Genomic DNA, 16,769 nt, shown 5'->3' on the forward strand with positions numbered 1-16,769 from the left:
GATGGCAGCGCGGGCAAGCGGCGGCTGCTGCAATTGATGGCGGACCTGGGCGCGTCGGAAGGCCTGCGCGTGCTGGCTGCGGACGCAGCCAGCGAGTCGGATGCGCAGCTGCTACGCGCCATCGGCATCCCTTGCGCGAACGCGCTGGTTGAAGAAGAAGTGATACGGAGTACCTGATGGACAACGTCGCGGGCAAGGTCGTCATTCATCCGGCCACGGCAGACGCCGCGATCAAGCTCGCGCTATCGCGTGCGTCCATCGTCAAGGTGCAGGTGGCCGGCGTGGACCTGGTGCTGGTCATGGCTGACGGCACCCAGCATGTCTTCCAGGGCGCCGCGCTGCGCGCGCTGGCCGACCCGGACTTCAAGCTGTTGTTCTCGGACGGCGCCACCGAGGCGTCGACGCTGATTGCCCAGGCCGGGCCGGTCAACATCACCGACACGCTGCTGCGCACCATCGAGAAGAACACGACTGAAGACGCGCCGGCAGCGTCTGTCAGCGAGAGCAGCGAGATGCCGCCCCCGCCCAAGCCCGTGCTGGAGAGCGGCATGGTCTCCGGCACCGGCGGCGGCGAGGGCACGTCCAAGGCCGAGTTCCACGACGAGGCACGGCCGTTCTCGCTGGTCATCCAGCTGTCGCCGCGCCCGGCCGGCAATCCCGGTGGCGGCACGCCCCCGCCGCCGCCCGCCGGGCCCACGCTGAGCGTGGCCGGCCAGTTCCACAACGTCACCGGCCAGGAGGTCAGTGGCACCACCATCACCGGCTCCGGCGGCTCGGCCGAATCTGCCACCGACTTCTCCCCCGCTGCACAAGCCGCAGCCGAAGTCATCCACGGCACCGCCGGTGACGACACCATCGCTGGCGACGGCGGCCAGGGCATGGGCTCGGGCTGGGCGCGCCAGTTCGACATCACGCTGTCGTCCAAGACAGCGCCGCTCGTCAAGTCGGTCGTCATCAGCGGCCTGCCCGACGGCTTCGAGGTCGTCGGCGCCACCAAGGGCGCCACCGGCTGGGAGCTGGCCGTGCCGGTCGACGGCGCCACCACCCACTTCAGTGTGATGGTGCGTTATGCCGTGGCGTCCGACACGGGCGGCGGCAGCGGCGCCACCTTCGACATCGTCGTCACCGCCACGGCCACCGTGGACGGCGCCACGCTGGAAGGCAAGCTCACGGTGCCGGCCATCGTGCGCGACGTGGCCAGCGCGGCCGACATGAGCTATGACTCCGGCGGCAAGCCCGGCGTCGTGTTCCCGGCCTACGGCCTGGGCGACATCATCGACGGCGGCGCGGGCAACGACACCATCAACGGCCTGGTCGGCGCGGACCGCCTCTCCGGCGGCGCCGGCAACGACACGCTCGACGGCGGCGCCGGCAGCGACTGGCTGCTGGGCGGCGAGGGCGCGGACAAGCTGGTCGGCGGCACGGGCAATGACACGGCCAGCTACGAAGGCTCGCCAGGCGGCGTCACTGTCGACCTGGCTGCAGGCACCGCCAGTGGTGGCGACGCCGATGGCGACACGCTCGACGGCATCGAGAACCTCAGCGGCAGCGGCGGGGCCGACGTGCTGCGCGGCGACGGCGATGCCAACCGGCTCGACGGCGGCGCCGGCGACGACATGCTCGAAGGCCGCGGCGGGGCCGACGCGCTGGTGGGTGGCGCGGGGACGGACACGGCCGTCTACAGCGGCTCCTCGGCCGGCGTCACCGTCGACCTGGCCAGTGGCACCGGCAAGGGCGGCGAGGCCGAGGGTGACACGCTCGCGCAGATCGAGAACCTCATCGGCTCCGAGCACGACGACACGCTGCGCGGCGACGCGCTGGCCAACGTGCTGCAGGGCGGCGCGGGCGACGACCTGCTGGAGGGCCGCGGCGGTGCAGACACGCTGCAGGGCGGCGCCGGCAACGACACGGCCAGCTATGCCGCCTCGGCAGCCGGCGTGAACGTGAGCCTGGGCACCGGCCAGGGCAGCGGCGGCGATGCGACGGGCGACCGGCTGCAGGACATCGAGAACCTGACCGGCTCAGGCCTGAACGACCTGCTGATCGGCGACGCCGGCATCAACAAGCTGGACGGCGGCGCCGGTGACGACGAACTCGAAGGCGGCGAGGGCGCCGACGCGCTGACCGGCGGCGACGGCAAGGACACCGCGAGCTACTTGGACGCCCAGACCGGCGTCGTCGTCAGCCTGGCCAACGCCGCGCTGAACACCGGCGAGGCCAAGGGCGACACCTTCAGCGGCATCGAGAACCTGGCCGGCTCCGAGAACGACGACACGCTGATCGGCGACGGCTTCGACAACCTGCTGATCGGCAACCCCGGCAACGACGGCCTGCAAGGCGGCGCAGGCGACGACACCCTCGTCGGCGGCGCGGGCGCCGACGTGATGGACGGCGGCGACGGCAACGACACGGCCAGCTACGCGGACTCCAACGAGGGCGTGAAGGTCGACCTGACCGGCGCCACGGCGAGCACGGGCGGTGACGCGGCGGGCGACACGCTGGTCAACATCGAGAACCTGACCGGCTCGCGCTTCTCCGACCGTCTCGTGGCCGGCGACGGCAACAACGTGCTGGACGGCGGGCGCGGCAACGACGTGCTGATCGGCGGCGCGGGCGCCGACACGCTGATCGGTGGCGACGGCTCCGACATGGCCGACTACAGCACCTCGACGGTCGCGGTGCAGATCAACCTGACCACCGGCGCCGTGACCGGCGGCGATGCGACGGGCGACAGCTTCCAGTCCATCGAAAACCTGGCCGGCGGCAGCGGCGACGACCAGCTCACCGGCGAGGCCAGCGCCAACACGCTGATCGGCGGCGCCGGCAATGACACGCTCGTCGGCCTGGCCGGCAACGACAAGCTCGACGGCGGCGACGGTGACGACCTGCTCGACGGCGGCACCGGCGCCGATGTGCTGACCGGCGGCGCCGGCATCGACACCGCCACCTACGCCGCCTCGGCGCAGGGCGTGCGCGTGAACCTCACCACCGGCATAGGCAGTGGCGGTGATGCCGAGGGCGACCGGCTGAGCGGCATCGAGAACCTGACCGGCTCCGACAAGGACGACGTGCTCACCGGCACGGCCGGCGTCAACAAGCTCGTCGGCGGCGCGGGCGACGATGTGCTCGACGGCGGCGACGGCGCCGACGTGCTGGACGGCGGCGACGGCAGCGACACCGCCAGCTACGCCAGCGCCACGGCGGGCGTCTCGGCCAGCCTGCTGGCACCGGCCACCAACACCGGCGCGGCTGCGGGCGACAGCTATGTCTCCATCGAGAACCTGGCCGGCTCCAACTACAACGACACGCTGGTGGGCGATGCCAACGCCAACATCCTCAGCGGCGGCGACGGCGACGACTTCATCGAAGGCCGGGGCGGCGCGGACGTGATCCACGGCGGCCTGGGCAACGACACGGTGAGCTATGCCACCTCGGCCGCAGCTGTGCAGGTCGACCTGGTGAGCGGCGTGGGCAATGGCGGTGACGCGCAGGGCAACACGCTGGACGGCGTCGAGAACCTGATCGGCTCCAACTTTGGCGACACGCTGAAGGGCGACGCCGGCGACAACCGGCTGGACGGCGGCAACGGCGATGACCTGCTGGAAGGCGGCGCTGGCGCGGACCAGCTCCTCGGCGGCGCCGGCAACGACACGGCCACCTACGCGGGCGCCATGGCCGGCGTCAAGGCCAGCCTCATCAACGCGGCCACCAACGCCGGCGAGGCGGCCGGCGACAGCTTCCAATCCATCGAAAACCTGACCGGCTCCGCCTTCGACGACACGCTGGAAGGCGACGCGGGCGTGAACCGGCTGGTGGGCGGCGCGGGCGACGACGTGCTGATCGGCGGCGCCGGGGCCGATGTGCTGATCGGCGGCGCAGGCAGCGACACGGCCAGCTATGCCGGCGCGCCGAGCGGCCTGACCGTGAGCCTGGCCGACGCGACGCTGAACACCGGCGACGCGGCCGGCGACACCTTTGATTCCATCGAGAACCTGACCGGCTCCGGCTTCGACGACGTGCTGATCGGCACCGCCGGCGCCAACCGGCTGGACGGCGGCGCCGGCAACGACCTGCTCGTGGGTGGCGCTGGTGCCGATGCGCTGATCGGTGGCTCCGGCATCGACACGGCCACCTACGCGGCTTCCAGCGCCGCAGTCACGGTGAACCTCTCCACCGGCCGCGGCAGCGGCGGCGACGCCCAGGGCGACACGCTGGCAGGCATCGAGAACCTCATCGGCAGCGCCTTCGACGACGTGCTGACCGGCGCTGCCGGCATCAACGTGCTGACCGGCGGTGCCGGCAATGACATCTACAACGTCGACGACACGGACGACGTCATCGTTGAAGCGGCCGGCGAGGGCAGCGACAGCGTCAACGCGTCGGTCAGTTATGCGTTGTCCGCCAACGTCGAGAACCTGACGCTGACGGGCAACGCCGACATCAACGCCACCGGCAACGCGCTGGACAACGTGCTGACGGGCAACGCCGGCAACAACCTGCTCGACGGCGGCGCCGGTAGCGACCGCATGGCCGGTGGCGCGGGTGACGACACCTATGTGGTCGACTCGGTCGGCGACGTCGTCAGCGAGAACTTCGGCGAGGGCAGCGACACCGTGCGCAGCGCCATCAGCTATGCGCTGGGCGCCAACGTCGAGAACCTCGTGCTGACGGGCACGGGCAACAACAGCGCCACCGGCAATGCGCTGGACAACGTCATCACCGGCAACAGCGGCGCCAACCTGATCGACGGCGGCGCGGGTGCCGACACCATGGCCGGCGGCGCGGGCGACGACATCTACGTGGTGGACAACCTCGGCGACACGGTGACCGAAGCGGCGGGTGAGGGCACGGACCTGGTTCGCAGCAGCGTCAGCTTCACGCTCGGCGCCAACGTAGAAAACCTGACGTTGACGGGCACCGCCAATCTCGACGGCAGCGGCAACGCGCTGAACAACATCCTGCTCGGCAACGCCGGCAACAACCTGCTTGACGGCAAGGCCGGTGCCGACCAGATGGCCGCTGGCGCGGGCGACGACACCTACGTGGTGGACAACGTTGGCGACCAGATCACCGAGGCCGTGGACGAGGGCACGGACAGCGTGCGTTCGAGCATCAGCTGGGTGCTGGGCGACAACCTCGAGAACCTGACGCTGACCGGCAGCGGCAACATCGACGCCACCGGCAACGCGGCCGACAACGTCATCACCGGCAACGCCGGCGCCAACTTCATCGACGGCAAGGCCGGCGCCGACACCATGGCCGGCGGCGCGGGCGACGACACCTACGTCGTCGACAACGCCGGCGACAGCGTGACCGAGGAGTCCAACGCCGGCTACGACACGGTGCGCTCCAGCGTCAGCCATGCGCTGTCGGCCAACGTCGAGGAGCTGCAGCTCACCGGCACCGGCAACATCAGCGGCATCGGCAATGAACTGGACAACCGCATCGTTGGCAACAGCGGCGCCAACCTCATCGACGGCGGTGCGGGCGCCGACACCATGCTCGGCGGCGCGGGCGACGACACCTACATCGTCGACGACGCGGGGGACACCGTGACGGAGGCCGCCGGCGGCGGCACGGATCTCGTGCGCAGCAGCGTCAGCTTCACGCTGGGCGCCAACATCGAGAACCTGACACTGACCGGTACCGCGCCCATCAGCGGCACCGGCAACGACCTCGACAACGTCATCCTCGGCAACAGCGGCAACAACCTCATCGACGGCGGCCTGGGCGCCGACACGATGGCCGGCGGCGCGGGCGATGACACCTACGTCGTCGACAACGCGGGCGACGTGGTCACCGAGAACGCCGGCGAGGGCGGCGACACCGTGCGCGCCGGCTTCAGCTACACGCTGGGCGCCAACCTTGAAAACCTGGTGCTGACCGGCACCGGCGACTGGACCGGCACCGGCAACGCGCTGGACAACGCCATCACCGGCAACAGCGGCAACAACCTCATCGACGGCGGCCTGGGCGCCGACGCGATGGCCGGCGGCGCGGGCAACGACACCTACCTCGTCGACAACACCGGCGACACGGTGACTGAAGGCGCGGGCGAGGGCATCGACCTCGTGCAGTCCAACGTCAGCTTCCGCCTCGGCGCCAACATCGAGCAGCTCACGCTGACCGGCAGCGCCAACATCGACGGCACCGGCAATGCGCTGGCCAACGTCATCACCGGCAACGCGGGCAACAACGTGCTGGACGGCGGCGCCGGTGCCGACGTGATGGTGGGCGGCGCGGGCGACGACACCTACGTGGTGGACAACGCCGGCGACAGCGTCGCCGAGCAGGCCGGCGAGGGCACGGACCTCGTGCGTAGCTCCGTCAGCTGGGTGCTGGGGGCCAACCTCGAGAACCTGACGCTGACCGGCGGCGCCGACATCGACGCCACCGGCAATGCACAGGCCAACCTCCTCATCGGCAACGGCGGCAACAACCTGCTGGACGGCCGCGCTGGCGCCGACCAGATGGCCGGCGGCGCCGGTGACGACATCTACATCGTCGACAACGTCGGCGACACCGTCACCGAGAACGTCGGCGAAGGCAATGACAGCGTGCGCGCCAGCATCAGCCATGTGCTGGGCGCTAACGTCGAGAACCTGCAGCTCACGGGCAGCGGCGACCTCGACGCCACCGGCAACGAGCTGGACAACGTGCTCATCGGCAACGGCGGCAACAACGTGCTGGACGGCAAGGCCGGCGCCGACGCGATGGCTGGCGGCGCGGGCGACGACACCTACCACGTCGACAACGCGGGCGACACCGTCAGCGAAGCGGTCGGCGAGGGCTACGACCGCGTTTTCGCCAGCGTCAGCTTCCGCCTCGGCGAGAACATCGAGGACCTGACGCTGACGGGCAGCGCCAACATCAACGCGACGGGCAATTCCTCAGCCAACCGCCTGACCGGCAACGCGGGCAACAACGTGCTCGACGGCGGCGCAGGCGCCGACCAGATGGCCGGCGGCGCGGGCGACGACATCTACGTCGTCGACAACGCGGGCGACACCGTCACCGAGAACGTCGGCGAAGGTACGGACACGGTGCGTTCCAGCATCAGCTTCGTGCTCGGCGCGAACCTGGAGAACCTGGTGCTGGCCGGCACCGCCAACATCGACGCGACCGGCAACACGCTGGACAACGTCATCACCGGCAACGCCGGCAACAACACGCTCGACGGCGGCGCCGGCGCCGACACCATGGCCGGCGGCGCGGGCAACGACACCTACCTCGTCGACAACCTCGGCGACACGGTCACCGAGGCGGCCGGCGAGGGCACGGACGTGGTCCGTTCCAGCGTCTCGTTCACGCTCGGCGCCAACATCGAGAACCTCGTGCTGCTGGGTGCCGCCAACATCGACGGCAGCGGCAACGAGCTGGCCAACCAGATCACCGGCAACAGCGGCAACAACACGCTAGACGGCGGCGCGGGCGCCGACGCGATGGCGGGTGGCTCGGGCGACGACCTCTATATCGTCGACGACCTCGGCGACACCGTCACCGAGTTCAGCGGCCAGGGCACGGACACCGTGCGCAGCAGCGTCAGCTTTGCGCTCGGGGCCAACATCGAGCGACTGGTGCTGACGGGCACCGGCGACATCAACGCCATCGGCAACGAGCTGGACAACACGCTCACCGGCAATGTCGCCAACAACCTGCTGGACGGCGGCCAGGGCGCGGACACGATGGCCGGCGGTGGAGGCAACGACACCTACGTGGTGGACAACGCCGGCGACGTGGTGACCGAGAACGCCGGTGAAGGCGTCGACACGGTGCGCTCGTCCGTCAGCTACGCACTGGGCGCCAATCTCGAAAACCTGGTGCTGACCGGCACCGGCAACCTCAGCGCCACCGGCAACGAGCTGGACAACACCATCACCGGCAACGCTGGCGCCAACCTCATCGACGGCGGCGCGGGTGCCGACCGCATGGCCGGTGGTGCGGGCGACGACATCTACATCGTCGACAACCTGGGCGACACCGTCACTGAAAGCGTCGGCGAGGGCACGGACCTCGTGCGCAGCAGCGTCAGCTTCACGCTCGGCGCCAACGTCGAGAACCTCGTCCTGCTGGGTGGCGCCGACATCGACGGCACCGGCAACGCGCAGGCCAACCAGCTCACCGGCAACAGCGGCAACAACGTGCTGGACGGCGGCACGGGCGCCGACGTGATGACCGGCGGCCTGGGCGACGACACCTACGTGGTGGACAACGCGGGCGACCAGGTCATCGAGGCCAGCGGCGAAGGCACCGACACCGTTCGCTCCTCCATCAGCTACACGCTGGGCGCAACGCTGGAAAACCTCGTGCTGACCGGCACAGGCAACATCAGCGGCACCGGCAACGCGGGCGCCAACAGCATCACCGGCAACGCCGCCGCCAACGTCATCGACGGCGGCGCGGGTGCGGACACTCTTGCCGGCGGCGGCGGGGACGACACCTACAGCATCGACAACAGCGGCGACGTGGTGGTGGAAGACGTGGGCGCCGGCACCGACACCGAGATCTCGTCGATCAGCCGCGTGCTGGAAGCCAACGTCGAGAACCTCATCCTCACGGGCACGGCCAACCTGAATGGCACCGGCAACGAGCTGGCCAACCAGATCACCGGCAACGCGGGCAACAACGTCATCGACGGCGGCGCGGGCGCCGACCTGATGGCCGGCGGCGCGGGCGACGACACCTACGTGGTGGACGACTCCGGCGACCAGGTCGTGGAGAACCCCGGCGACGGCACGGACACCGTGCGCTCTGGCGCAAGCTTTGCCCTCGGCGCCAACATCGAGAACCTGATCCTGACCGGCACCGCCAGCGTCGACGGCAGCGGCAACGAGCTGGACAACACGATCACCGGCAACAGCGGCGCCAACGTGCTGGACGGCGGCGTGGGCGCCGACCGCCTCCTCGGCGGCGCGGGCAACGACACCTACGTCATCGACGACGTGGGCGACCTCGTCACCGAGAACGCGGGCGAGGGCACGGACACCGTCCGCTCAGCCATCACCTACACGCTCGGCGCCAACCTCGAAAACCTGGTGCTGACGGGCACCGATCCCATCAACGCCACCGGCAACGCGGCCAACAACCAGATCACCGGCAACGGCGGCAGCAATGTCATCGACGGCGGCCTGGGCGCCGACACGATGACGGGCGGCGCGGGCAACGACACCTTCTTCGTCGACAACGCCGGCGACATCGCCATCGAGAGCGCGGGCGAGGGTGTGGACCTGGTGCGCAGCAGCGTCAACTTCACGCTCGGCGCCAACGTCGAGAACCTGATCCTCACCGGCAGCAACGACCTCAACGGCACCGGCAACGCGCAGGCCAACGTCATCACCGGCAACAGCGGCGCCAACGTGCTGGACGGCGGCACGGGCGCCGACCAGTTGATCGGCGGCGTGGGTGACGACAGCTATGTCGTCGACAACAGCAGCGATAGCGTCACCGAGAACACCGCCGAGGGCTACGACACAGTGCTGTCCTCCGTCACGTGGACGCTCGGGGCCAACCTCGAAGCGCTGACGCTGACGGGCAGCAACAACATCAACGGCACGGGCAACGACCTGGCCAACTTGCTGACCGGCAACGCCGGCAACAACGTGCTGGACGGCGGCCTGGGCGCCGACACGATGGTCGGCGGCTCGGGCAACGACAGCTATGGGGTGGACAACGCCGGTGACCTCGTCACCGAGAGCGCGGGCGAGGGCAGCGACACGGTGCTGGCGTCCATCAGCTACGTGCTGGGCAACGAGGTCGAGAACCTGACGTTGACGGGCAGCGCGAACCTGAATGGCACCGGCAATGCGCTGGACAACGTCATCACCGGCAACAGCGGCAACAACACGCTGGACGGCGGCGCGGGCGCGGACCGCCTAGTGGGCGGCGCGGGCAACGACAGCTACCTCGTCGACAGCAGTGACGACACCGTCGTCGAATCGGCCGGCGGCGGCACCGACACCGTCACCGCCAGCCTCAGCTACGGCCTGACCGACAACGTCGAGAACCTGGTGCTCACGGGCACCGCCGACCTCGACGGCACCGGCAACGACCTGAACAACCAGATCACCGGCAATGCCGGCAACAACGTGCTGGACGGTGATGCGGGCGACGACCGCCTGATCGGCGGCGCCGGCAATGACACCTACGTCGTCGACAGTGCCGGCGACACGCTCACCGAGAACCTCGGCGAAGGCACGGACACCGTGCGCAGCTCCGTCAGCTGGGTGCTGGGCGCCAACCTCGAGAACCTCGTGCTGACCGGTGCCGACGCCATCGACGGCACCGGCAACGGCCTCGTCAACTTCATCACCGGCAACGACGGCAACAACGTGTTGGACGGCGGCTCTGGCGCCGACGTGCTGACCGGTGGCCTGGGCGACGACACCTACGTCATCGACAACGCGGCCGACCTCGTCGTGGAGTATTTCGGCGAAGGCACCGACATCGTTCAGGCCGGCATCAGCATCACGCTGGCCGCCAACGTCGAGACGCTCGTGCTGACCGGCACGGGCGACATCAACGGCACCGGCAACGCCCTGGGCAACACCGTCACCGGCAACAGCGGCAACAACGTGCTGGACGGTGGCCAGGGCGCCGACGTGCTGGTGGGCGGCGCGGGCAATGACAGCTACATCGTCGACAACGTCGGCGACTCGCTCCACGAGCTGGCCGGCGGCGGCACCGACACGGTGAACTCCAGCGTTAGCTGGGCGCTGGCCGCCAACTTCGAGAACCTGACGCTGACCGGCAGCGCCAACATCACGGCCACCGGCAACAGCCTGGCCAACGTCATCATCGGCAACGCGGGCAACAACTACATCGTCGGCGGCGGCGGGGCCGACACCATCGATGCCGGCGCGGGCGCCGACATCCTGTCCGTCAGCGACCTGAGCTTCGCGGCCATCGACGGCGGTAGCGGTGTGGACAGCTTCAAGGTCGACGGGCTGGGCATCACCAACGTCAACCAGCTAACGGCCAAGACGCGCGGCATCGAGGTGCTGGACTTCTTCGGCGGCACGCCCGAGACCGTCACCGTGCGCTCCAGCGACGTGAACACCAGCAACTTCGTCGGCAGCGACGGCGGCGGCAAGCTGGAGCTCCTGCTCGACGGCAACGACCTGCTGCTGCTCAACAGCAGCGACTACAACAACGCCACCGACTACCGCACCGCCGCGCCCGACGTGCTGCTGTCCAACGGCAACACCGGCAAGCTGCTAACGGCCATCTCGGTCGGCGGTGTCAACCTGGCCATCGACGTGAACGGGCTGGTGCTGCCGAGCCTGTCGGACCTGCGCACGCTGTGGGGCATGACGGCCGACCCGACCTTCGCCACCATCGCCGGCAAGATCACCTGGCTGGACGCCAGGGACCTGGATGGCAACGGCACGTCCTCCGGCCTGGCCGAAGGCGGCCTCATCAACGGCAATGGCAACCTCAACGCCTGGGTCGACAAGAGCGGTAGCGGCAACAACTTCACGCAGGGCACGTCGGGCGCATCGCCCAAGCTGGACCTGACCGGCCTGAATGGCCAACCCACCGTCAGCTTCGACGGCGGCGACTTCCTGACCAGCAGCCTGTGGGTGGGCCAGAACTACTCGCTCTTCGTCGTTGGCCAGATGACCGGCACGCAGAACGGCCGGCTGGTGTCGTCATCGACGGACAACTCGCTGATCGGCTGGCAAGGCGGCTACCAGGACCAGCTCTACGGCCAGAACTGGGTGTCGCAGACCAACGGCTCGGTGCAGGCCAACACGCCCGTCCTCTACACGGCCGCCGACCAGGTCGGCTCGGGCACGCTCTACAAGAACGGTGTGGCGCTTGCGGCCACGGGAAGCACGAGCGACGGCTGGCTGGGCAAGATCCAGCTCTCCGGCTACGGCGGCACCACCAACGAACTGAGCCGTGGCGCGGTCTCCGAACTGCTTGTGTTCGACCACACGCTGTCTGCCGGCGAGCAGCGCGTCATCGAGAACTACCTGGCCACCAGGTGGAGCGTCGGCACGCCCAGCAGCCTGACCGGCGGCGCCCTCAGCACCGTGGGCCTGGACACGACCTGGACAGGCGCCAAGATCGCCTTCGGCACCAGCGCCAACGAGACCCTGACCGCCGCCTACAACGGCGCCACCGCGCGCGGCGCCAGCCGGGTCGACGCGGTCCTGTTTGCCGGCGACGGCGATGACACGCTCAACGGTGGCGTTCGGGTGGACGCCCTCTTCGGCGGCAACGGCAACGACACGCTGGACGCCAAGGCCGGCGCCGACTGGATGGCCGGCGGTGCGGGCAACGACACCTACACGGTGGACGACATCGGCGACACCGTCGTCGAAGAGGCCGGCGCGGGCACCGACCGCGTGCTGTCCTCGGTCAACTACACGTTGACGGCCAACGTCGAGAACCTGACGCTGACCGGCACCAGCGCCATCAACGGCGCCGGCAATGCGCTGGCCAACAGCATCCTCGGCAACAGCGGCGCCAACCGCATCGACGGCGGCGCGGGCGCCGACACGATGACCGGCGGCGCCGGCAACGACATCTACTTCGTCGACAACGCGCTGGACGTCATCACCGAGAACGCCAACGAGGGCACCGACGCCGTCTACGCGTCTGCCAGCTACACGCTTGGCGCCAACGTCGAGAACATCTACTACGTCGGCCGCACGGCCGGCACCATCACCGGCAACAGCGCCGTCAACCAGCTCTACGCCAGCGTCTACAGCGGCATTGCCACGACGATGGCCGGCGGCACCGGTGACGACGCCTACTACCAGCAGGCCGACAACTTGGGCAACTTCAGCCTCAACCTGGTCGTCGTCGAGAACGCGGGCGAGGGCACCGACACGGTCTATCTGCAGCGCACGACCAACACCACGGCCGTCCTGACCTACACGCTGGCCGCCAATGTCGAGAACCTGGACCTTTCGTCCTCCTACAACATCAACGTCGTCGGCAACGCGCTAGACAACGTCATCACCGGGCCGTCCAACGTCGGCACCCCCAACGCCACGTCCATGTCGGGTGGCGCCGGCAACGACACCTACAACGTCTACCTGCCCTACACGTCCGTCATCGAGAACGCCAGCGAGGGCACCGACCTCGTCCAGACCCCCATCGACTTCCGCCTGCCCACCAACGTCGAGAACCTGACGGCGACCAACCAGAACAACCTCAGGCTCATCGGCAACAGCTTGGCCAACGTGCTGACCGGCACCCAGGCCAACGAGCGCCTGGACGGCGGTGCCGGCAACGACACCATGGTGGGCGCCGCCGGCGATGACAGCTATGTGGTTGACAGCGCCTCTGACGTCATCACCGAGACGACGGGCCTGGACAGCGTCGAAACCACGCTGGCCAGCTACACGCTCGCCGCCACGCTGGAGCGCCTGAGCTTCACCGACACGGCGGCCCATAGCGGCACCGGCAACGCGCTGGCCAACCACATCGCCGGCAACATCGGCAACGACGTGCTGCTGGGCATGGACGGCAACGACGCGCTCTACGGCGGCGGCGGCACCGACACGCTGACCGGCGGCAATGGCGACGACATCCTCGTCTCCGCCGCCCGCCCCAGCTACTTTGCCGGCCTGCAGCAAAGCGGCCTGCGCGGCGAGTACTGGAACAACAACAACTGGCTGGGCACCCCGGTGCTGACGCGCCAGGACGCCAACATCTCGACCAACTACGGCACCGGCTCGCCAGCCACCGGCATCGTCAACGTCGACAACTTCTCGGTGCGCTGGACGGGCTACGTCAACATCGCCACGGCCGGCAACTACACCTTCCGCATCAACCACGACGACAACATGTCGCTCTACATCGACGGCCAGTACGTCGACGGCATGAACGGCTATGTCAACCTCGCCAACATCGACTCGGTGCCGACGGCGCTCAGCGCCGGGCTGCACAGCATCCAGGTGCAGATGAGCGAGGGCAGCGGCGGCGCGGTGGCGCAGCTGTCCTGGCTGACACCGGGCGCCGGGGCCTTCACCTTCGTGCCCGCCTCGGTGTTCAGCTTCGGCGACGCGGCCGCCACCGACGTGGCCGGCGACACCCTCAACGGCGGCGCCGGCAACGACACGCTGATCGGCGGCGCCGGCGTGGACACGTTGGTGGGCGGTGTCGGTGACGACACCTACGTCGTCACCGACACCGCCGACACGATCATCGAGAACGCAGGAGAGGGCATCGACACCGTGCAGTCCAGCGCGACCTACACGCTGGCCAGCCTGCCCAATGTCGAGAACATCACGCTGACGGGCAACGCCGCCGTCAATGCCACCGGCAACGCGGCGGCCAACGTGTTGACCGGCAATAGCGCGGCCAACGTGCTGGACGGCGGCGACGGCAACGACACGCTGATCGGCGGCGGCGGCGCCGACACGTTGATCGGCGGCAACGGCAACGACAGCCTCACTGCCGACGGCGGCAGCACGCTGCAGGGCGGTGACGGGGACGACGTGCTCAGGCTCGGTAATGTCTCGGCCTGGACGCCGGCGCAGCTGAGCAACCTCAGCCTGTGGCTGGACGCCGCCGACCTGGACGGCGACGGCGTGCAGGAAGGCATTGCCGAAGCCGGCCACACCGCCGACGGCCGTGTCGCCATGTGGCGCGACAAGAGCGGCGGCGCGCATGACGCCACGGCCAGCAATGGCGCCTTCGAGCCGACGCTGGTGCTGGACGGCATGAACAACCTGCCCACCGTGCGCATGGACGGCCTGGACGACCGCCTGAGCCTCAGCCTGGCCACCATCGCCACGGGCGGCAGCCTGTACTGGGTGCAGAAGTCGGGCGACAGCTTCTACATGCCCATGTCCACCAACTTCGGCAGCAACAGCTGGCTGCTGATCGCCGGCCAGGGCGACGGCGGCACCGACGTGGTGGGCGGCTCCAACACCAACCTCAAGGCGGCTTGGACCGTCGACGGCACGTTGCAGAGCTGGAACACGCGCGCCAATGTCTACACGACGCTGGCCGAGGCCACGCATGTGGTGTCCACCGTCAACCAGTCGCTCAACTTCAACGGCGCGCTGACCATCGGTACCGGCTTTGGCAGCCAGTGGAACGCCAGCAACGACTACAGCGAGGTCATCGTCACCGGCACGACATTGACGACGGCGGACCAGCAGCGCCTGGACGGCTACCTCGCCTGGAAGTGGGGCACGGTGGGCCAGCTCGCCGCCGCCAACCCCTACAAGACCGCCGCGCCGACCGTCTTCGTCGTCGCCAGCAACGGTGGCTCGTTGTACGGCGGCCTGGGCAACGACACGCTGACCGGCGGCAACGGCGACGACCTGCTCGACGGCGGCGCCGGCAACGACATCATGGCTGGCGGCGCCGGCAACGACATCTACGTCGTCGACTCCGCCTCCGACACCATCACCGAGAACGCCAGCGAAGGCAGCGACACCGTGCAATCCAGCATCACCTGGACGCTCGGCGTGAACCTGGAAAACCTGACGCTGACCGGCGCCGCCGCCATCAACGGCACCGGCAACACGGCCGGCAACCGGCTCACCGGCAACGGCGTTGCCAACACGCTCATGGGCCTGGCCGGCGACGACACGCTCGACGGCGGCGCCGGCGCAGACACCCTCATCGGTGGCACCGGCAACGACAACTACATCGTCGACAACGCGGGCGACGTCGTCGTCGAGAACGCTGGTGAGGGCACGGACGCGGTGTTCGCATCCGTCAGCTACGCGCTGGCGGCCGACGTCGAGAACCTGACGCTGACCGGTACGGCCAACATCAACGCCACCGGCAACGCGCTCGGCAATGTGCTGACCGGCAACATCGGCGACAACCTGCTGGACGGCGGGGCCGGCGCAGACGCGATGGCCGGCGGGGCGGGCAACGACACCTACGTCGTCGACAACGCGGGCGACACCGTCACCGAGGCGGCAAACGCCGGAGTGGACACCGTGCAGGCCTCCATCGGCTACGCGCTGCCGGTCAACGTCGAGAACCTCATCCTCACCGGCTCGGCCCACATCAACGCCACCGGCAACGGTCTGGCCAACCAGCTGACCGGCAACGCCGGCAACAACGTGCTGGACGGCGGTGCCGGTGCGGACGCGATGGCCGGCGGTGCGGGCGACGACACCTACATCGTCGACAACGCCGGCGACACGGTGATCGAAAACGCGAACGGCGGCACGGACGGCGTGCTGTCCTCCGTTTCTCACACGCTGAGCGCCAATGTCGAGAACCTGACCTTGACAGGCAGTGCGGCCATCAACGGCACCGGCAACGCCCAGGACAACCAGATCATTGGCAACGCTGCCGCCAACACGCTCAGCGGCGGAGATGGCAACGACACGCTGACCGGCGGCGGTGGCGCCGACACGCTGCTGGGCGGCAACGGTGACGACACGCTCATCGCCGCCTCGCCCGCCGACCTGGCCTCGGCCGACGGTGGCGCCGGCGTCGACCTGCTCAAGTTCACCACCAGCGGCCCCAGTTTCGACATCGCCTCGCTCATCAGCGTGGCCCACAACATCGAGGCACTGGATCTGCGCAACGGCAGCGCCGGCGGCATCGACCTGTCCAGCCTTGGCATCACCAGCATCACCGATGCCAACCACGCGCTGACCTTGAAGCTCGACAGCGGCGACCTCATCAACGTGGCCGCTGACACGCAACTGACGCAGCTCTCCACCGGCACCGATGTCTATGGCAATGCGCTGACCGACTACGCGGTGATGGCAGACCAGGCCGGTGTCTGGGTACAAACCTCGACGTTGCACGTCGTCATGGGCGCGGGTGGTTGAACC

At 69.1% G+C, this 16,769-nt stretch carries 1 protein-coding gene; it reads left to right on the forward strand.

All coding sequences use genetic code 11. The features are described 5' to 3' along the window. Positions 1-176 precede the first annotated feature (176 nt). A complete protein-coding gene (locus ABIS05_RS19825; RefSeq protein WP_348012634.1) occupies positions 177-16,766 on the forward strand; it encodes a PA14 domain-containing protein in 16,590 nt (5,529 codons plus the stop codon). The last annotated feature ends 3 nt before the right edge of the window (positions 16,767-16,769 follow it).

The sequence above is a fragment of the Roseateles sp. genome (assembly GCF_039929605.1).
GTDB lineage: Bacteria > Pseudomonadota > Gammaproteobacteria > Burkholderiales > Burkholderiaceae_C > Pelomonas.